Here is a 17,302-nt window from a genome sequence, read left to right on the forward strand (position 1 = left end):
GCCGCCGCTCCGTCAGATGATTTCGAGCTCGGCGCTCAGGGCGCCGGCCGTCTTCATGGCCTGGAGAATGGACACCAGGTCCTGCGGATTCGCGCCCAGGCTGTTGAGCCCCTTGACCACGTCCGACAGCGAGGCGCCGCCGCGCACCATCTGGATCGCGCCGCCGCCCTGGTTGACCGAGATCTGGGAGGTCTGAGCCGCCACGGTGCTGCCGCCGGAGAACGCGCCCGGCTGGCTGATGACCGGCTCGGTGTTGATGACCACCGACAGGTTGCCGTGCGCGATGGCGCAGTCCTTCACGCGGACGGCCTGGTTCATCACCACCGAGCCCGTGCGGGCGTTCACCACCACGCGGGCACCGGCCTGCGTCGGCGTCACCTCAAGATCTTCGAGCCGCGCGAGGAAACCCACACGCTGCTGCGGCTCCGGCGCACGCACGCGGATGGAGCGCGCATCGATGGCCTCGGCCGTGCCCGAGCCGAACTGCCGGTTGATCGCATCCACCGCGCGCTGCGTGGTGCCGAAGTCGGAGCGGTTCAGCTCGATCGAGAACGTGCCCTCCGCGCCCACGGGCGACTCCACCGTGCGCTCCACCAGCGCTCCGCCGGGAATGCGCCCCGAGCTGAGCTGGTTGACCTGCACCTTGCTGCCGTTGGCCGACGCACCCGCGCCGCCCACCACCATGTTCCCCTGCGCCACGGCATACGTCATGCCGTCCACGCCCTTCAGCGGCGTCATCAGCAGCGTGCCCCCGCGCAGGCTCTTCGCATTGCCCATGGAAGACACCGTCACGTCGATGTTCTGCCCCGGCCGCGCGAACGAAGGCAGCGTGGCCGTGACCATCACCGCCGCCACGTTCTTCAGCTGCATGTTCACGCCCTGCGGAATCGTGATGCCCAGCTGCTGCAGCATGTTGTTCAGGCTCTGCGTGGTGAACGGCGTCTGCATCGTCTGGTCGCCCGTGCCGTCGAGACCCACCATCAGCCCATAGCCGATCAGCGGGTTGTCGCGCACGCCCTGAATGCTCGCCAGCTCCTTGAGCCGCTCCGCATGAGCAGGAACAAACAACAAGCAACCGAGCACCGCCAGCGCCGCGATGCGCAAGCGAGCCCGAAAATTCGCGGGATGCCACGGAACCGGCTTTGCCGGGCCGTAGGCATCGCCCCCTGCAAGGGGGTGGGCGCAGCGACACGGAGTGCGCGAAGCCTGGGGGTGAATCCAGGACCACCGCGGAACCGGCTTTGCCGGGCCGCAGGCATCGCCCCCTGCAAGGGGGTTGGAGAAGCGACACGAAGTGCGCGAAGCCTGGGGGTTTTCCATGTTCAGAACGGCATGACGTTGAGGAAGAAGCGCTGCATCCAGCCCATGTGCTGCGCCTCGTCGATATAGCCCTTGGCCGAGTACTCGATGCGTGCATCGGCCACCAATGTGGAGGGCACGGTGTTGTTGCCCGAGACGGTGCGCGGGTTCACCACGCCCGAGAAGCGGATGAACTCCGTGCCCTGGTTGATGCCCATCTGCTTCTCGCCGCTGACCAGCAGGTTGCCGTTGCTCATCACGTCCGTCACCGTGACCGTGATCACGCCGTTGAAGGTGTTGTTGGCGTTGGCGCCGCCCTTGGCGTTGAGCGAGTTGGTGCCCGAGAGCTTGGCGTCCTGCCCGTCGAGCAGGCCGCCGATGAGCTTGGGAATGACTGCGAACACGCTGGCGGTGCTGCCGGTGCGGCTCGCGTTGGCGCCCGAGTTCTTGGTGGCGTTGACCTTCTCGCTGATGACGATGGTGAGGATGTCGCCGACGTTGCGCGGGCGGCGGTCTTCGAAGAGCGCATTCGCGCCGGGGCCGTCCTGGAAGATCGCACCGGGCGATCGCCGCGTCTGCACCGCCGCGTAGTTGTCGGAGCGCGCCGTCATCGGCTGGTGCACCAGCGGCTCGCGCGGAACCTGCGCGCAGCCGGTGGCCAGCACGGCGGCGGCGAGCAGCGGCAGCAGCCGCGTCCTCGCGTCGGCCGCACTGCGGCAAAGAAGACGCAACGCCTGCAACATCGTCACCACCATCACGCTCACAGCTGGGCCAGGCGCTGCAGCATCTGGTCCGAGGTCTGGACCGCCTTGCTGTTGATCTCGTACGAGCGCTGGGTGGCGATCATGTTGACCAGCTCTTCCACCACGTTCACGTTGGAGGCCTCGACATAGCCCTGGCTCAGCGTGCCGGCGCCGTCGACGCCGGGGTTCACCTGGTTGGGAGCGCCCGATGCGTCGGTCTCGGCATACAGGTTCTCGCCCAGGCTCTGCAGGCCGGTGGGGTTGACGAAGGTGGCGAGCTGCAGCTGGCCGATCTGAACGGTGTTGGTGCTGCCCGCCTGCACCACCGAGACGATGCCGTCGCGGCCGACGGTGATGCTGGTGGCATTGGCCGGCACGGTGATGGCAGGCTGCACGGGAAAGCCGCTGGCGGTGACCAGCTGGCCGTCGCGGTCGGTCTGGAACGAACCGTCGCGGGTGTACGAGGTGGTGCCGTCGGGCATCAGCACCTGGAAGAAGCCTCCGCCGCTGATGGCCACGTCGGTGGGCTTGTCGGTCTTGGTGAGGTTGCCCTGCGAGTGGATGCGCTCGGTGGCGACCACGTGCACGCCGGTGCCGACCTGCAGGCCCGAGGGCAGGCGCGTCTGGTCCGACGACTGGCCGCCGACCTGGCGCAGGTTCTGGTAGACGAGGTCCTCGAACACGGCGCGGCTTCGCTTGAAGCCGGTGGTGCCGACGTTGGCCAGGTTGTTGGAGACCACGTCGAGCTGCGTCTGCTGCGCGTCGAGGCCGGTCTTGGCGATGTAGAGGGAGCGGATCATTTTTCTGGGAGTCCTGCGGAAGAGGTTGCGAGAAGGAGAGCGCGCATCAGCCGTAGGCCAGCAGCTTGTTGGCGGACTGCGCGTTGGTGTCGGCCGTCTGCAGCGACTTCATCTGCATCTCGAAGCTGCGTGCGTTGGCGATCATGGCCACCATGGTCTCGACCGGGTTGACGTTGCTGCCTTCCACCACGCCGCCGACCAGCGTGACGGCCTCGTCGGCCTCGGCCGGCGGCTGGCCGGCGCGCATGCGGAACAGGCCGTCCTCGCCGCGCTCCAGTTCGGCGACCGGCGGATTGACCAGCTTCAGGCGGCCGACTTCGGCAATGCCCGTGAGCGTGGTGGAGGCCGCGTCGCGCGCGCCCACCAGGCCGTTGGCGGCGATGCTCACCGTGGAGCCCGGCGGCACTGTCAGCGCGCCGTTGTCGCCCACCACCGGGCGCCCGCCCATGGTGGTGAGCTGGCCGTCGGCGCCGATCTGCAGATTGCCCACGCGGGTGTAGGCCTCGCCGCCGTCGGGCGTCTGCACCACCAGCCAGCCCTGGCCGCTCACGGCCACGTCGAGCGCACGGCCGGTCTCGGTGAGCGGGCCGTGGGTGAAGTCGGCGCCGGGCGTGGTGGCCGCCACGAAGGCGCGCGTGGGCGCCTCCTCGCCGACCACCGGCACCGCGCGGAAGTTGGCGATCTGCGCGCGGAAGCCCGGCGTCGAGACGTTCGCCATGTTGTTGGCGACGGCGGCCTGCTGTTCCATGACCTGCTTGGCGCCGCTCATGGCGACGTACAACATGCGATCCACTGGGTGCTCCTGGTGTCGGTCTTGCTGAAGCGCCGCCTCAGCGGATGTTCATGAGCGTCTGCATGACCTGGTCCTGCGTCTTCACCGTCTGCGCATTGGCCTGGTAGTTGCGCTGCGCGACGATGAGGTTGACCAGCTCGGAGGTGAGGTCGACGTTGGATGCCTCCAGCGCGCCCGACTGCAGCGAGCCGAGCTTGGTGCCCTCGCCCGGCGTGCCGGTCAGCGGGTTGCCCGAGGCCTGCGTCTCGGCCCACACGTTGTTGCCCTTGGGCTCCAGGCCGTTCGGGTTGGCGAAGGAGGACAGCACGACCTGGCCCAGCAGCTTGGTCTGCTCGTTGGAGAACTTGCCGGTGATGGTGCCGTCGGCGTTGATCGAGAAAGAGGTGAGCTCGCCCGAGCGGTAGCCGTCCTGCGCGAGCTTGCTCATGGCGTTGGCGGCGCCGAACTGCGTGGTGCCCGAGATGTCGAGCGTGGGAGTGAGTGCCGCGGCGCCGTTGGTGAGGTTGAGCGTGCCCAGGCTCAGCTGGCCGCTGGCCGGCGCGGTCATCTTGCCGGCGGAGTCGAAGGTCAGGGTGCCGAGCGCGGCGCCGGCGTTCAGCGCCGCACCGTCGGCCGTGCCGTACACGCTCCAGGTGTTGGCGGGCGTCGCGTTCTTCACGAAGTAGACGGACACGTCATGCGGGTTGCCCAGCGAGTCGTAGATGGGGCCGACGGCGTTCGAGTAGTTGAAGGTGTCGGAATCGGCCGCGTTGAAGGGCGTCTTGGTGGGCGCGGTCTTGCGCGCGTCGAGGTTGAACTCGGCGTCGATGCCGGTCGTGGCCTTGGGCGTCATGGGCGTGGTCGGGATCTGGATGGCCGCCGGCGTGCCGCCGCTGATGCCGCCGTTGGCGTTCGCGCCGAAGCCGGTGAGGCGCAGGCCCGAGGCGTTGACGATGTAGCCGTCCTTGTCGCGCGTGAACTGGCCGTTGCGCGAGTACATGACTTCGCCGGTGGCGCTGGTCAGGCGGAAGAAGCCGTCGCCGTTGAGGATGGCCACGTCCAGCGGGCGGCTGCTCGACTGGGTCACGCCCTGCGAGAAGTTCTGCGTCACGCCGGAGACCGAAGCGCCCAGGCCGACGCGCGAGCCGGCGTACACGTCCTGGAAGGTTGCGGCGGCCGACTTGAAGCCGACGGTGCCCGAGTTGGCGATGTTGTTGCCGATGACGTCGAGGTTGGCCGCGGCCACGCCGAGTCCGCTGATGCCCTGGGAAAAAGCCATGATGGTTCCTTGTCTGCCGTTGGATGCGGCGCGTTTGCGTTGGATGCGAAGAGGAAGGGAAAGAAGACGCTCAGAGGAACAGGCGCACGTCGGACAGGCTGATGTTGTTGCCTGTCATCAGTTCGAGCGTGACTCCGGCAGCGCCCTGCTTGACCGCCGCCACCTGCGAGAAAGTGAGCGCCGTGGCCTTCACGGTGGTTCCGCTGTTGCTTGCGTCCACGGTGAAGCGGTAGGCGCCCGCGGGCACCACGGCGCCCGTGTCGTCCTTGCCATCCCAGGTGACGGCGTTGACGCCTTCGGTCATGGAGCCGGCGTTGATGGTGCGCACGACCTTGCCGGTGGAATCGACGATCTTGATGTCGACGTCGGAGGCCGTGCCCGGCAGTTCGACGGCGAAGGCCTGCGACGCGGGCTCCTTGCCTGCCTCGGGCTCCTTGGTGGTGAGCGAATCGCCCGGCGACAGCACGTTGTAGCCGATCAGCGAAGTGGCCTGCAGCAGCTGGTTGGAGCTGGTCTGGTTCACCAGGCCCGAGAGCGTGCTGTTGAGCTTCTCGATGCCGCTGACGGTACTCATCTGCGCCAGCTGCGAGGTGAGCTCGGCGTTCTGCATCGGGTTGAGCGGGTCCTGGTTGTTCAGCTGCGTGACCAGCAGCTTCAGGAAGCGCTGCTCGCTGTCGACGTTGGAGGTGCTGCTGTTGCCGCCAACCGCCGAGGTGGCGTTCTGTCCGGTGATGGACGAGGTATCGGAAATGGCCATGGCGCGTTCGTGCCTGTTCTTTCTTGTGCGTCTTGCGGGACTTGGGGAGTTACTGGCCGAGGGTCAGCGTCTTGACCATCAGCGTCTTGGCGGTGTTGAGCACTTCGACGTTGGCCTGGTAGCTGCGCGAGGCGGAGATCATGTTGGTCATCTCCTCGACCACGTTGACGTTGGGCATCGCCACGTAGCCTTCGGCGTTGGCGTGCGGGCTCTTCGGGTCGAACACGAGCTTCGGCGGGGACGGGTCTTCCACCACGCCGGCCACCTTGACGCCGCCGATGTCCCCGGCGCCGTACGACGAGGGAGCGACCTGGAACACGACCTGCTTCGCGCGGTAGGGCATGCCGTCGGGGCCGGCCACGCTCTCGGCGTTGGCCATGTTGCTCGCGGTCACGTTCATGCGCTGCGACTGCGCGGTCAGGGCCGAGCCGGCCACGTTGAAGATGTTCATGGAGGTGCTGTTGAAGGGCATGGAACGGGCTCTGGCTGCTTACTGCTGCACCGCAGAGAGCAGCGACTTGATCTTCGCGTTGATGACGGTGAGGTTCGATTCGTAGCGCAGCGCGTTGTCGGCGAAGGCGATGCGCTCGACGTCCATCTCGACGGTGTTGCCGTCGAGGCTGGACTGGTTGGGCACGCGGTAGAGCAGGTCCTTGTCGGGCATGGCCTGCGCCTGTCCCGCGAGATGGCGCGACGAGGTGGTGGCCAGCGACATCGACTGCGATGCGCGGCCGCGCTCCACGGCTTCGCTCAGGCGTGCGCTGAAGTCGAAGTCGCGCGCCTTGTAGTTGGGCGTGTCCGCATGGGCGATGTTGGCCGCGAGAACCTCCTGGCGTTCCGCGCGGAGGTTGAGGGCTTCGCGGTTGAAGCGAAGCGCCGCATCCAGCTTGTCGAGCATGTTTGTTCCATCCGTTGAGGCGTCGCCAGTGCGCGGGGCGCAGCGACAGATGGAAAGCGAGTCTATGCACGAGCCGCTTTTGCAATCGCCCGAACAAAGGGGGTTTTCGCCTGCTGCTCGCAACTTCGATAGCCGCGCGGATTTCTAGAATTTCCGTGCGGCGGCATGCGTTGCTCCTGTGTGACGCACCGCCGCCGAAGCCACCACCCACACATATCCGATGACCCTTCCAACGCTTGCCGAGCTTCGCGACCACGCACTGCGCACCGTGCTGCCCGCAGCGGCATTGGCGCTGTCGTGCTGCTGCGCGGCCAGCGCAGCAGGCGCAGCCGAAGGCGCTGCTTCCGCCGACGCGGTCATCGAGAAATACCTGCAGGCGCAATCGGCCGGGCTGCCGGGCAAGGTGACGATCAGCCTGGAAGGCCGCGGCACCTCGGCCCTGCCCGCATGCGACGCGCCCGAGGCCTTCCTGCCGCCGGGCGCGAAGCCGTGGGGCCGCGTCTCGGTGGGCGTTCGCTGCCAGGCGCAGCGGCCCTGGACGCGCTTCGTGCAGGCGCACGTGTCGGTGGAAGGCAGCTATTTCGTGGCCGCGCGCGCGATCGACGCGGGCCGGCCGCTGGGCGCGGGCGACGTCGCGGAGCGCACCGGCGACCTCACGCGACTGCCGCGCTCCATCGTCACCAGCGCGGCCGAGCTCGCCGGCGTGGTCACGGCCAACCGCGTGGCGCCCGGCGCGCCGCTGCGCAAGGAGCTGCTGCGCGGCGTCACCGTCATCCAGCAGGGGCAGGCGGTGAAGGTGGTGGCGCAGGGCCAGGGCTTCGTCATCAGCACCGAGGCCAAGGCCATGACCGGAGCGGCTGCAGGCGCCGCGGTACAGGCCAGGACGCTGGACGGCCGGCTGGTCAGCGGCGTGGCGGACGAAGAGGGGCAGATCCGGCTGGCGCAATGACGCGCCGCACAAAAGCCGCCATGCACGCCATTCCTAAAGTTCTTGCGCGGGCTGCCGATATACGGGTCAGCCCCTGAGGAATCACCTTGAAAATCGATCAACCCGCCCCCTCGGCCACGCCCCTTCACCGAACGACGCCAGCCACCGCCGGTACGGCAGGCACGACCGCTTCGGCCGGCGCCGACGCCGCCCAGCGCACCGCGAAGGCGGCGGCACCTGCCCCGTCGGCGCACGTCCACTCGCTGCCCAGCGCCACGGGCGCCGCCAGCGATTTCGACGCGGCCCGCGTGGCGGCGATCCGCGAGGACATCCGCGCGGGGCGCTACCAGATCCGCCCCGAACGCATCGCCGACGGCCTGCTGGCCAGCGTGCGCGACCTGCTCACGCCCGGCGCGCCCGATGCGCCCGCGGGCAACGGTCAGGACGTGAAGAAGGGCGAAGGCGAATGAGAAAGCAGCAGTCCGACCTGCTGGCCCACCTGCGCACCGAGGCCGCCTGCATCGAGGAATTCGTATCGGTGCTCGACCGCGAGGCCGAGGCCATGTCGGGCGGCAGCTTCACCGACCTGGCGGCCATCGCCGCGGAAAAGACCGTGCTGCTGGACCGCATGGCCGAACTCGACGCGCAGCGCGAGGCGCTGCAGGCGGCACTGGGCTTCGGGCCCGGCCGCGAGGGCGCCGATGCGGCCGCCGCCGCTGCCGGCCCGCAGGCGCGGCAGGCCTGGGAGGAACTGCTGGAACTGGCCGGGCAGGCGCGCGGCCACAACCTGCGCAACGGCTCGATGGTCTACGCGCATCTCGATTTCACCCAACAGGCACTGCACTTCCTGCAGGCCAGTGCGCAGCTGTTCTACGGACCGGACGGCGTGCGCAAGACGCAGGCGGGCTCGGGCAACCGCCTCGCGGCGGGCTGAGCGCGTGCGGGCGGCGCTGCTGGTCGCGCTGTGGCTGTGCGCCGCCGCCGGGCACGGCACGGCGGGCGCTGCCGGGGGCGTGGCGATCTCCAACCTGGCGCCGGGCGTGCAGCCGGGGGACGCGGTCAGCGTCGGCCAGCTGAGCCAGACGGGCGCGGTGCTGCGCGACGTTGAGCGCGTCGCTTATTCGGGCACCGCCATGGCCGTGGCGATGACGGCCGCCTACGTGCCCGCCCTCCAGCCCGGCGAGAAGACCGTGGGCCTCGCCTTCGGCAGCTACAGGGGCTACACGGCGGTGAGCCTGGGCTTCAGGACTCTTTCGGATGACGGGCGGACTGCCTGGGGCATGACCCTCGCCAGCGCGGGGCGGGACTGGGGATTCAACGCCGGCATCGGCTGGAAGCTGCCACGCGCCGGCGAGCGCTGAACGCGGGCAACCCTCATCACCCACCGCCGCCACCAACACATGGAAGCTTTCGACATGAACAACGATGCTCGCGGCGACGCGCGGCAGGTGGCCATGGTGGGTTGCGACGAAGCCCAGACGCGCGCGTGGGGCCAGAAGCTGCGCCTGATGGGCTGCACGCCGGTTTCATTCGACAACAGCGCCGACTTCCTGCATGCGGCGACGCACGGCACCAACCACTTCGACCTGTTGCTGGTGGTGCTGAAGGACGAAGGCGCGTGGCCGGTGCTGACCTCGATGTGCCAGGCGCTGCGGGTGCCGATCTTCCTGGTCGCCAATGCGCTGCAGCGCGAGCTGCTGGCCGAGGTGCTGTCGGCCGCCGAGCCCGAGTCGAAGGGCCCGGGCATCGATTTCGCGGTGCTGCCGGTCGACGATTTCGAGGTGGAACTGCGCGTTCGCGAGGCGCTGCGGCGCAACGACACGCTGCTGCATCCGCAGGCGACGAGCGCGCTGTTCGGCGACTACCGCTTCATCGGCAACCGCAAGGTGGTGGTGCGCAAGGGCGAGGAAATCCGCCTGAAGCCGCGCGAGTTCGAACTGGCGCTGCTGCTGTTCCGCAACGCCGGACAGCTGCTGGAGCGCGATTGGCTGCTGGGTTCGCTGTGGCCGGATTCGCGCGTCGAGCGCAAGAGCCGGGTGCTCGACTGCTGCGTGGCGAACATCCGCCGCAAGCTCTCGCTGCACAAGGCGAACGAGTTCGTGCTGCACTCGGTGTACGGCCGGGGCTACGAGCTGCGGCACGCGGCCGTGCAGCCGATGGCTGGCACCGGGACCGTGGACGACTCGGGCTTTCCGGATACGTCCAACGAGCCGAACTGGCTGGGGGAAGCCGCCCGCGCTTAGCGCAGGCGGCAAGGAAGACGTGACGATCGCCGGCCTCGAGGAACCGCCCGCATCAAGCGGCGCGGGTGCCAGTGGCAACCTCTACCAACGCCAGCGGACCGTCGACTCCAGTATGGAACTGCAAACTTAAGCCGGGCTGAATCGGGCGAGGGCCGGACGCCGCCGGGGCAGGCCAGAATCCTGCGCATGCAATTGCAGATCGATGCGCACCAGGTCCACCTCTGGCACCTGTACGTGCCTGAACAGGACGACCCCGCCGGCGACGCGGCCATCATGGCCCTCCTGACGACCGAGGAGCGGGAGAAGCACGGGCGTTTTCATTTCGCCCGGGACAGGCGCCGCCATCTGATGACACGAGGGCTGATCCGCTCACTGCTCTCGCGCTACGTTCCCCAGGTCGCTCCAGCGGACTGGCGCTTCGAGAACAACGAATACGGTCGCCCGCGGATCGCCAATGCGCTGCCGCAGGCGCAGCGCATCCGCTTCAACATTTCGCACAGCGCGTCGCTCGTGGTGGCAGCGCTGGCGGTGGAGCGCGAAGTGGGCGTGGACGTCGAGCACACGGCAAGGAACGCGCCGCTGGAGGTCGCCGGGCATTTCTTCTCGGCAAAGGAGGCGCAGGCGCTGCAGCAGCTTCCGGCCGCGCAGCAGCCGTCGCGCTTCTGGGATCTGTGGACGCTCAAGGAAAGCTACATCAAGGCGCGCGGCATGGGCCTTTCGATTCCGCTGGACCGCTTTTCCTTCGACCTGGACGGAAGCGGCAGCCAGGCCATCGGATTCGGGCACGCCCTGGAGGACGACGACGCCACCGGCTGGCAGTTCTGGCGGCTGCAGCCCGACGACGCCCATGCTGTCGCGCTCTGCCTCGAGCGGGCACGCGATGGCCGCGAGGCGCGGATCCTGTGCCTGAAGGCGACGCCGCTGCTCGCGTCGGTGGAGGAATTCCCGGGCACGGTGACGCGCCGATCGGCGGCCGCCTGAGGCCTGCCCGCCGGCTGCTACTGCCGATCCTTGTTCGCCTCGAATTCGGCGCGGTTCCACAGACCGAAATACAGCACCTCCGACCATTGAAGGCCGGGCGGATGCTTCGTCGCGCCGTTGCGGTGCCGTCGCAGGCATTCCAGGCAGGAGGCCGCTTTCCGCGGTACCTGGGAGCGGTCTTTTGACCCGGGTCAAAAGCTTTGGCGCCAAATAAATTTAATTCTTAAGAATTAACAATTAAGAACTCCTTACCCAACATTACAGAATTACGAGTGAATTGTTCCCAATTGAAACCGTTGCGTCCGCTCCCGTGCCACACTGTGGGGCACTCGGAGCCATCCGGCTTGCACTAGCGACAGGATCGAACCATGTCTTTGTCCATCTGGGCCAGGATTCGCCTGCCGGTTGTGATCTTCATACTCGGCACGGCGCTGTCGATCGCCCTCGGAATTTATGCCCATCAGGAAATCGGGCGCAGCGCGCGGACGCGCTTCGACGCTACCGCCCTCGATCTGGCGCGGAAGGTCGAAAGCCGGTTCGACGACTACATCGCCGTCCTGATCGGCCTGCGCGCGCGCTTCAATACCTCGGAGGGAGTGACCCGCAGCGACTTCCGGGACTACGTCTCGGGCCTGAACCTGCCGAGCGCCTACCCCGGCTTCCAGGCAGTCAACTACGCGCCCCGCGTCATGCCGGAGGACAAGCAGCTCTTCGAGGAGCAGGTTCGCGGCGACGACAGCCTCGACGCGGCCGTCAGCTCCGGCTTCGCCATCAAGCCGGGCGGCACGCGGGATATCTATTACCCGCTGGCCTTCATCGAGCCTCTGGCGGGCAACGAGAAACTGCTGGGCAACGACCTGGGCGCCATGCCCGACCGCGGCGACGCACTCGAACAGGGGCGCGACACCGGCGGGCTCGTCACCTCCGGCCGCAAGATCCGCATCGCGGGCCGCGGCTCGGACGTCGGGCTGGCGATGCGGCTGCCGGTGTACCGCCCGAAGATGCCGGTCGATACGCTGGAGCAGCGGCGCCAGGCCTACATGGGCTCGGTGGGCGCGGGCTTCAGCATCACGGGCATGCTGCGCGACGTGATCAGCATCGAGGCCGCGAAGACGCTGCGCCTGCGCCTGGCCGACGCCGGTCCGGGCCGGGGACCGATCGGAACGCGCATCGAAACCAGGTTCGTGACGCCGATCGCGTTCAGCGACCGGCAGTTGCTGTTCGACAGCGCCGCCCTCGCCAAGCCCGTTGCCGAACCCGCGAACAGCCTGGAGCGCACGCTCGGCTTCGAGCTGGGCGGCCGCTCCTGGGTGGTCGAGGTGAAGCAGGACGAGAGCCAGATCCTCGGCCCGCTGGACAAGACCATACCGTGGCTCGTGTTCGTGGGCGGCCTCGCCACCAGCACGCTGCTGGCCGGCATCATGCTGTCGCTGGCCACCACGGGCAGCCGGGCCCAGGTCCTGGCGGACGAGATGACCAGCCACCTGCGCGCGAGCGAGCGGCAGCTCGAGGACGCGCAGCACCTGGCCAGCCTGGGCAGCTGGACGCTCGACCCCGAAACCGGCGCGCTGCAATGCTCCGAGGAGGCGCGGCGCATCCTGGGCTTTGCCGACGACCCCTTGCCGCTGGACCTGCACGCCCTGCTCTCGCGCGTGCCGAACATGGAGCGCGGCACGGTCGAGCGGCAGATCGCGCTGGCGTCCCAGTCCACCGAGCGCAGCGAGTTCGAGCACAGGCTCTGCCTGCCCGACGGAACCGAACGCTGGCTGCATGTCATCGCGCAGTCGGGCGAAGACGCGGGCAGGAGGCTGGTGCGCGGCACGGTGCGCGATGCCACGCGGCCGCGCAAGGATGCGCTGCGCCAGAAGCTCGAATACAAGATCGCGCGCCTGCTGGCCGGTGACGGCAGGACCGAGACGGTGATCGCGCTGGCCCTTGAAGCGATATGCACCGACCTGCGCTGGGACTGCGGCGCGCTGTGGAGCGTCGGCGAGGACGGCCTGGCCCATTGCGCCGTGGCCTGGCATGTGGACAACGACCCGGCGGTGCGGGGCTTCGTCGAGGCCAGCCGCCTGCTCACCTACCGCTCCGGCGAAGGCTCGCTGGGCCGCGCGTGGGGAATCGGCAGCGTCGTGCGCATCGACACGCAGGCATCGCCGAGCCACTTCACCCGCGACGCGATGGCGCGCGAGGCGGGGCTGACCACCGGCCTGGTGGTACCCATGGTCGCGCCCGAGGCGACCACGGCGCTGGAACTCTTCGGCGCCAGTCCGTACGTCGCGGACGCCGAGACGCTGGAGTCGCTGCGCGTCATCGCACTGCAGATCGTCCAGTACCGGCAGCGCAAGCAGGCCGAGAAGACCCTGCGCTTCATGGCCAGCCACGACGAGCTGACGGGGCTGCTCAACCGCTCGGCGCTGCAGCACGAGCTGGCCCGGGCCATCAGGCGCAGCAACCGCCAGCAGAAGCAGTTCGCCGTGATGTTCGTCGACCTGGACCGCTTCAAGCACATCAACGACACGCTCGGCCACGGCGTGGGCGACGAGATGATCAAGACCTGCGGCAAGCGCCTGAGGAAGCTGCTGCACGACAGCGACGTGGTGGCGCGCTTCGGCGGCGACGAATTCGTGCTGCTGATGGAAAACCTCGACAGCGCGAACGACGCCGCAGTGCTGGCAGAGAAGGTGCTGGACCGCTGCGCCGAGCCCTTCATCATCGAGGGCCGCGAGCTGCATGTGAGCGCCAGCGTGGGCGTGAGCATCTACCCGGAGAACGGCGGCGATGCCGAGACGCTGCTGAAGAACGCCGACACCGCCATGTATCGCGCCAAGGAAAAGGGCCGCAACACCTACCGCTTCTACGCGGCGAAGATGAACGCACAGAGCACCGAGCAGCTCATGCTGGAAAGCGCCCTGCGCCACGCCCTGGAGCGCGGCGAACTGGAAATGCACTACCAGCCGAAGATGAACCTGCAGACGCAGCGCATCGTCGGCGTGGAGGCGCTGATGCGCTGGCGCCATCCGGTGCTGGGCATGATCCCGCCGGTGCAGTTCATTCCGATCGCCGAGGAGCTCGGCCTGATCGTGTCGATGGGCAAGTGGGCGCTGGAAAGAGCCTGTGCCGACGCGCTCGCATGGCAGAAGCACGGCCTGCCGGAGGTGCTGACCAGCGTCAACCTGTCGCCGCGCCAGTTCGAGAGCCGCACGCTGGTGGCCGACGTCAAGGCCATCCTGGAGTCGTCGGGCCTCGATCCTTCGCTGCTCGAGCTGGAGATCACCGAGAGCGCGATGATGGCGAACCCCGAGCACGCGGCAAAACTGCTGCGGACCATCCGCGACATGGGCGTGGGCCTGGCCATCGACGACTTCGGCACGGGGTACTCGTCGCTGTCGTACCTGAAGCACTTTCCGCTCTCCACGGTCAAGATCGACCGCTCCTTCATCAACGACCTTTCGCAGGACGCGGACGCGCGCGCTCTCATCGACGGAATCATCACGCTGGCCCACGGGCTGCGGATGAAGGTGGTGGCCGAAGGGGTGGAGACGCCCGTCCAGTTCAACTACCTGCACAGCCACGGATGCGACGAAGCCCAGGGCTACTGGCTGTGCAAGCCTGTGCCGGCCGACGAGGCACGCGATTTCATGGCGCGTCACCTGCGCACCCAATTTGCCCCGTCGGCGCTGGCCTGAAGGCCGCGCCTTCGCGGCAATCGTTACCGGGCACGTTCGCTCGGGCTTCCCCGAAACTTCACAGGAGCATTCATGACCGATTCAACCCAGAACAAGCCGCTGGAACAGACGATCGCGGCGATCCACGCGCTCGACCTGACGCCGATCAAGTTCAAAGCCACCCGCGAGGAGGACGGCTACGGCTGGTCGGCAAGCTACGCGGACCAGATGGAAGTGGCATACAAGCGCTACCTGATCCTGCACGCGAAGCACCCCGAGCTGACCCTCGCGCCCGAACAGGACGTCGACCGCTTCTGGCACATGCACATCCTCGACACGAGGAAATACGCCGCCGATTGCGAAGCCACCTTCGGATATTTCCTGCATCACTTCCCATACCTCGGCCTGCGCGGCGAGGACGACGCGAAGGCGCTGGAGGCGGCCTTCCAGCAGATGCAGCGACTGCTTGCCGAGGAGTTCGGCGAGCCGATGCCGGCGGCTGCGAAGGATTCGGCTGTATGGTGTTCGGCGGAGGCCACCAAGACCTCGGCTGCATGGTGCTCGGCGGAGGCCGCCAAGACCTCGGCTGCATGGTGTTCGGCGGAGGCCACCAAGACCTCGGCCGCATGGTGCTCGGCGGAGGCCACCAGGACCTCGGCCGCATGGTGCTCAGCGGAGGCCGCCAAGACCTCGGCTGCATGGTGTTCGGCGGAGGCCACCAAGACCTCGGCCGCATGGTGCTCGGCGGAGGCCGCCAGGACCTCGGCTGCATGGTGCTCGGCGGAGGCCACCAAGACCTCGGCCGCATGGTGCTCGCTCGAAGCGGGCAAGGCTCAGCCTCAGGCCGCGTGGTGCTCGCTCGACAAGGAAGGCACGATCGCCACTGCCGCCACCGCCCGCCCTTCGGCGCAGGCCGGCACGGGCGCTGCGGCGAACGGCTGAGACCGGCAGGAGCCGGACTATCCGCAGTAGGCGCGGACGATCTTGCCGCTGGCCGCGTCCGTCTCGATGGTCACGCGCTCGCGGCGATAGTCCATCGTCACGGGCTGTCCCGGCTGGATCTGGCGCACGATGGACGCGCCTGTCGCCTGCCGGGCATCGGCGTCGCTGATGCGGCTCTTGCCCGTCAGGGCGGCTGCGGCGTCCTGGCGACACGCGGCGGGCGCTGCGGGCGCCGCGGCGGCATCCTTCGCCTGCGGCACCGAGCAGGCGGCGATCGACAGGATCGCCAACGCCGCAGCAGCGCTGGAAATCAACCTGGGATGGAGCTTCATGGCGGATCCTTTCCTGGGAGTACGCAGAGTCTTGCAGGCAGACCGTCGATCCAAAAGAAAACGGCCTGATCCACGTTCTACATGGATCAGGCCGTCATTTTTTGGAGGAGAGGGAGGGATTCGAACCCTCGGTACTATCGCTAGTACGCCTGATTTCGAGTCAGGTACATTCGACCACTCTGCCACCTCTCCGGTGCTGTCGAGCCTGCGATTCTAGCAGACAAAAACGGGGCTTTTGAAGCCCTCGCCATCAAGCCTTCAAAACTTCGAGCCCGCCGAGGTACGGACGCAGCGCCGTGGGCACGTTGATCGAGCCGTCTTCGTTCTGGTGGTTCTCGAGCACGGCCACGAGCGTGCGGCCCACTGCCAGGCCCGAGCCGTTGAGGGTGTGCACGAGTTCGTTCTTGCCCTGCGCGTTCTTGAAGCGGGCCTGCAGGCGGCGCGCCTGGAAGGCTTCGCAGTTGGAGACGGAGCTGATCTCGCGGTAGGTGTCCTGCGCGGGCAGCCAGACTTCGAGGTCATAGGTCTTGGTGGAGCCGAAGCCCATGTCGCCGGTGCACAGCAGCACGACGCGATACGGCAGCTCCAGGGCCTGCAGCACGGCTTCGGCGTGGCCGGTCATCTGCTCGAGCGCGTCGTAGCTCTTCTCGGGGTGCACGATCTGCACCATCTCGACCTTGTCGAACTGGTGCTGGCGGATCATGCCGCGCGTGTCGCGGCCAGCGCTGCCCGCTTCGGAGCGGAAGCACGGCGTGTGGGCGGTGAGCTTGATTGGCAGCTGCGACTCGGGCACCACCTCGTCGCGCACGAAATTGGTCAGCGGCACCTCGCTGGTCGGGATGAGGTACAGCGCCGAGTGGTCGGGCGCGGGCTCGCCGTCCTGGCCGCCCTTCTTCGCGGCGAACAGGTCGCCCTCGAACTTGGGCAGCTGGCCGGTGCCGCTAAGGGTGGCGGCGTTGACGATGTAGGGCACGTAGCACTCGCTGTAGCCGTGCTTCTCGGTCTGGATGTCGAGCATGAACTGCGCGAGCGCGCGATGCAGGCGGGCGATCGGGCCCTTCATGACGGTGAAGCGCGAGCCAGCGAGCTTGGCGCCCGTCTCGAAGTCGAGGCCCAGCGGCGCGCCGAGGTCGACGTGATCCTTGGGCGCGAAGCCCAGCGGCGTGGCGTTGGCGCCCGCACCGCCCTTCGGAGCCCAGCGGCGCATCTCGACGTTGCCGGTCTCGTCCTCGCCCACCGGCACGCTGGCGTGCGGCAGGTTGGGCACGGCCAGCAGCAGCGCGTGCAGCTCGGGCTGGATCTCGTCGAGGCGCTTGGATTGCGATTCCTGCTCGGCCTTCAGCGCATTCACTTCGGCCATCAGCGCGTCGGTCGATTCGCCCTTGGCCTTGAGCGGGCCGATCTGCTTGTTCAGCGCGTTGCGGCGGGCCTGGATTTCCTCGGTGCGGGTCTGCAGCGTCTTGCGTTCGGCTTCGAGCGCGGTGAATGCCGAAACGTCGAGGTACGGCTGGTTCTTCTTGCGTTTTTCGAGGCCGGCCACTGCGGAGGCCAGGTCTTTGCGGAGCAGGGTGATGTCGAGCATGGGGGGATTTTAGGTGGGCGTACGCTGGCCGAAGGCGGCAGGCTGACGATGCCCGCCGACAGGGTCGGCGTGGCCCGG

Annotated in this window: 18 protein-coding genes and 1 tRNA gene; 8 read left to right on the forward strand and 11 right to left on the reverse strand. The window is 68.0% G+C overall.

Going from position 1 to position 17,302, the window contains the following annotated elements; translation table 11 throughout:
• Nucleotides 1–12: 12 nt before the first annotated feature.
• The 8 genes from ABL843_RS24050 to flgB form a co-directional block, all read right to left on the reverse strand.
• Entirely contained in the window at nucleotides 13–1,104 is a 1,092-nt protein-coding gene (locus tag ABL843_RS24050) for a flagellar basal body P-ring protein FlgI (protein WP_184641057.1), read from the reverse strand.
• Nucleotides 1,105–1,322: 218 nt separating this feature from the next.
• Nucleotides 1,323–2,042 (reverse strand): flagellar basal body L-ring protein FlgH, encoded by a 720-nt coding sequence (locus ABL843_RS24055; RefSeq protein ID WP_126023519.1) that lies wholly within the window; start codon nucleotides 2,040–2,042, stop codon nucleotides 1,323–1,325.
• A 17-nt stretch (nucleotides 2,043–2,059) separates the two neighbouring features.
• Nucleotides 2,060–2,842 (reverse strand): flagellar basal-body rod protein FlgG, encoded by a 783-nt coding sequence (gene flgG / locus ABL843_RS24060; RefSeq protein WP_093197930.1) that lies wholly within the window; start codon nucleotides 2,840–2,842, stop codon nucleotides 2,060–2,062.
• A 46-nt stretch (nucleotides 2,843–2,888) separates the two neighbouring features.
• A complete protein-coding gene (locus tag ABL843_RS24065; RefSeq protein ID WP_418117592.1) occupies nucleotides 2,889–3,635 on the reverse strand; it encodes a flagellar basal body rod protein FlgF in 747 nt (248 codons plus the stop codon).
• 37 nt (nucleotides 3,636–3,672) lie between these two features.
• Complete coding sequence (flgE, locus tag ABL843_RS24070) at nucleotides 3,673–4,893, reverse strand: flagellar hook protein FlgE (RefSeq protein ID WP_126023285.1); 1,221 nt, start codon at nucleotides 4,891–4,893, stop codon at nucleotides 3,673–3,675.
• Between the two features lie 70 nt (nucleotides 4,894–4,963).
• A complete protein-coding gene (locus tag ABL843_RS24075) occupies nucleotides 4,964–5,650 on the reverse strand; it encodes a flagellar hook assembly protein FlgD (RefSeq protein ID WP_418117593.1) in 687 nt (228 codons plus the stop codon).
• Nucleotides 5,651–5,699: 49 nt separating this feature from the next.
• A complete protein-coding gene (gene flgC / locus ABL843_RS24080; RefSeq protein WP_126023283.1) occupies nucleotides 5,700–6,122 on the reverse strand; it encodes a flagellar basal body rod protein FlgC in 423 nt (140 codons plus the stop codon).
• A gap of 18 nt (nucleotides 6,123–6,140) precedes the next feature.
• Nucleotides 6,141–6,548 carry a flagellar basal body rod protein FlgB gene (flgB, locus tag ABL843_RS24085; protein ID WP_184641054.1) on the reverse strand — a complete coding sequence of 136 codons (408 nt, stop codon included), beginning with the start codon at nucleotides 6,546–6,548 and terminating at the stop codon, nucleotides 6,141–6,143.
• A 220-nt stretch (nucleotides 6,549–6,768) separates the two neighbouring features.
• Between flgB and flgA the strand changes: the two genes are divergently transcribed.
• The 8 genes from flgA (at nucleotide 6,769) to ABL843_RS24125 (ending at nucleotide 15,310) form a co-directional block, all read left to right on the forward strand.
• Nucleotides 6,769–7,497, forward strand: coding sequence for a flagellar basal body P-ring formation chaperone FlgA (gene flgA / locus ABL843_RS24090; protein WP_369661076.1), 729 nt, complete (start codon nucleotides 6,769–6,771; stop codon nucleotides 7,495–7,497).
• An 86-nt stretch (nucleotides 7,498–7,583) separates the two neighbouring features.
• Nucleotides 7,584–7,946, forward strand: a complete 363-nt coding sequence (gene flgM, locus ABL843_RS24095) for a flagellar biosynthesis anti-sigma factor FlgM (protein ID WP_184641052.1) — start codon at nucleotides 7,584–7,586, stop codon at nucleotides 7,944–7,946.
• Nucleotides 7,943–8,410: a flagella synthesis protein FlgN gene (locus tag ABL843_RS24100; protein WP_184641051.1), complete on the forward strand. Its 468-nt coding sequence runs from the start codon at nucleotides 7,943–7,945 to the stop codon at nucleotides 8,408–8,410. The genes flgM and ABL843_RS24100 overlap by 4 nt, the downstream gene beginning before the upstream one ends.
• A gap of 4 nt (nucleotides 8,411–8,414) precedes the next feature.
• Nucleotides 8,415–8,837 (forward strand): YadA-like family protein, encoded by a 423-nt coding sequence (locus ABL843_RS24105; RefSeq protein ID WP_418117594.1) that lies wholly within the window; start codon nucleotides 8,415–8,417, stop codon nucleotides 8,835–8,837.
• A gap of 54 nt (nucleotides 8,838–8,891) precedes the next feature.
• Nucleotides 8,892–9,719, forward strand: a complete 828-nt coding sequence (locus ABL843_RS24110; RefSeq protein WP_126023277.1) for a winged helix-turn-helix transcriptional regulator — start codon at nucleotides 8,892–8,894, stop codon at nucleotides 9,717–9,719.
• Between the two features lie 186 nt (nucleotides 9,720–9,905).
• Entirely contained in the window at nucleotides 9,906–10,700 is a 795-nt protein-coding gene (locus ABL843_RS24115) for a 4'-phosphopantetheinyl transferase family protein (protein ID WP_126023276.1), read from the forward strand.
• A gap of 368 nt (nucleotides 10,701–11,068) precedes the next feature.
• On the forward strand, nucleotides 11,069–14,389 hold the full coding sequence (locus tag ABL843_RS24120; protein ID WP_418117595.1) for an EAL domain-containing protein: 3,321 nt from the start codon (nucleotides 11,069–11,071) through the stop codon (nucleotides 14,387–14,389).
• A 72-nt stretch (nucleotides 14,390–14,461) separates the two neighbouring features.
• Complete coding sequence (locus ABL843_RS24125; RefSeq protein ID WP_418117596.1) at nucleotides 14,462–15,310, forward strand: hypothetical protein; 849 nt, start codon at nucleotides 14,462–14,464, stop codon at nucleotides 15,308–15,310.
• Nucleotides 15,311–15,327: 17 nt separating this feature from the next.
• On the opposite strand, the gene ABL843_RS24130 is transcribed toward ABL843_RS24125, so the two are convergent.
• The 3 genes from ABL843_RS24130 to serS form a co-directional block, all read right to left on the reverse strand.
• Nucleotides 15,328–15,642: an I78 family peptidase inhibitor gene (locus ABL843_RS24130; protein WP_126023274.1), complete on the reverse strand. Its 315-nt coding sequence runs from the start codon at nucleotides 15,640–15,642 to the stop codon at nucleotides 15,328–15,330.
• 102 nt (nucleotides 15,643–15,744) lie between these two features.
• A tRNA-Ser gene (locus ABL843_RS24135) sits at nucleotides 15,745–15,834 on the reverse strand.
• Nucleotides 15,835–15,892: 58 nt separating this feature from the next.
• On the reverse strand, nucleotides 15,893–17,224 hold the full coding sequence (gene serS, locus ABL843_RS24140) for a serine--tRNA ligase (RefSeq protein WP_369661071.1): 1,332 nt from the start codon (nucleotides 17,222–17,224) through the stop codon (nucleotides 15,893–15,895).
• Nucleotides 17,225–17,302: the final 78 nt, after the last annotated feature.

The organism is Variovorax sp. 350MFTsu5.1 (assembly GCF_048302515.1).
GTDB classification, from domain to species: Bacteria; Pseudomonadota; Gammaproteobacteria; order Burkholderiales; family Burkholderiaceae_C; genus Variovorax; species Variovorax guangxiensis.

Bases quoted from the DNA above. Each gene is read 5' to 3' on its own strand.
- ABL843_RS24055 (WP_126023519.1), bottom strand. From the start codon at position 2,042: ATGTTGCAGGCGTTGCGTCTTCTTTGCCGCAGTGCGGCCGACGCGAGG.
- flgG (WP_093197930.1), bottom strand. From the start codon at position 2,842: ATGATCCGCTCCCTCTACATCGCCAAGACCGGCCTCGACGCGCAGCAG.
- flgE (WP_126023285.1), bottom strand. From the start codon at position 4,893: ATGGCTTTTTCCCAGGGCATCAGCGGACTCGGCGTGGCCGCGGCCAAC.
- ABL843_RS24075 (WP_418117593.1), bottom strand. From the start codon at position 5,650: ATGGCCATTTCCGATACCTCGTCCATCACCGGACAGAACGCCACCTCG.
- flgC (WP_126023283.1), bottom strand. From the start codon at position 6,122: ATGCCCTTCAACAGCACCTCCATGAACATCTTCAACGTGGCCGGCTCG.
- flgB (WP_184641054.1), bottom strand. From the start codon at position 6,548: ATGCTCGACAAGCTGGATGCGGCGCTTCGCTTCAACCGCGAAGCCCTC.
- flgA (WP_369661076.1), top strand. From the start codon at position 6,769: ATGACCCTTCCAACGCTTGCCGAGCTTCGCGACCACGCACTGCGCACC.
- ABL843_RS24100 (WP_184641051.1), top strand. From the start codon at position 7,943: ATGAGAAAGCAGCAGTCCGACCTGCTGGCCCACCTGCGCACCGAGGCC.
- ABL843_RS24110 (WP_126023277.1), top strand. From the start codon at position 8,892: ATGAACAACGATGCTCGCGGCGACGCGCGGCAGGTGGCCATGGTGGGT.
- ABL843_RS24115 (WP_126023276.1), top strand. From the start codon at position 9,906: ATGCAATTGCAGATCGATGCGCACCAGGTCCACCTCTGGCACCTGTAC.
- ABL843_RS24120 (WP_418117595.1), top strand. From the start codon at position 11,069: ATGTCTTTGTCCATCTGGGCCAGGATTCGCCTGCCGGTTGTGATCTTC.
- ABL843_RS24125 (WP_418117596.1), top strand. From the start codon at position 14,462: ATGACCGATTCAACCCAGAACAAGCCGCTGGAACAGACGATCGCGGCG.
- ABL843_RS24130 (WP_126023274.1), bottom strand. From the start codon at position 15,642: ATGAAGCTCCATCCCAGGTTGATTTCCAGCGCTGCTGCGGCGTTGGCG.
- serS (WP_369661071.1), bottom strand. From the start codon at position 17,224: ATGCTCGACATCACCCTGCTCCGCAAAGACCTGGCCTCCGCAGTGGCC.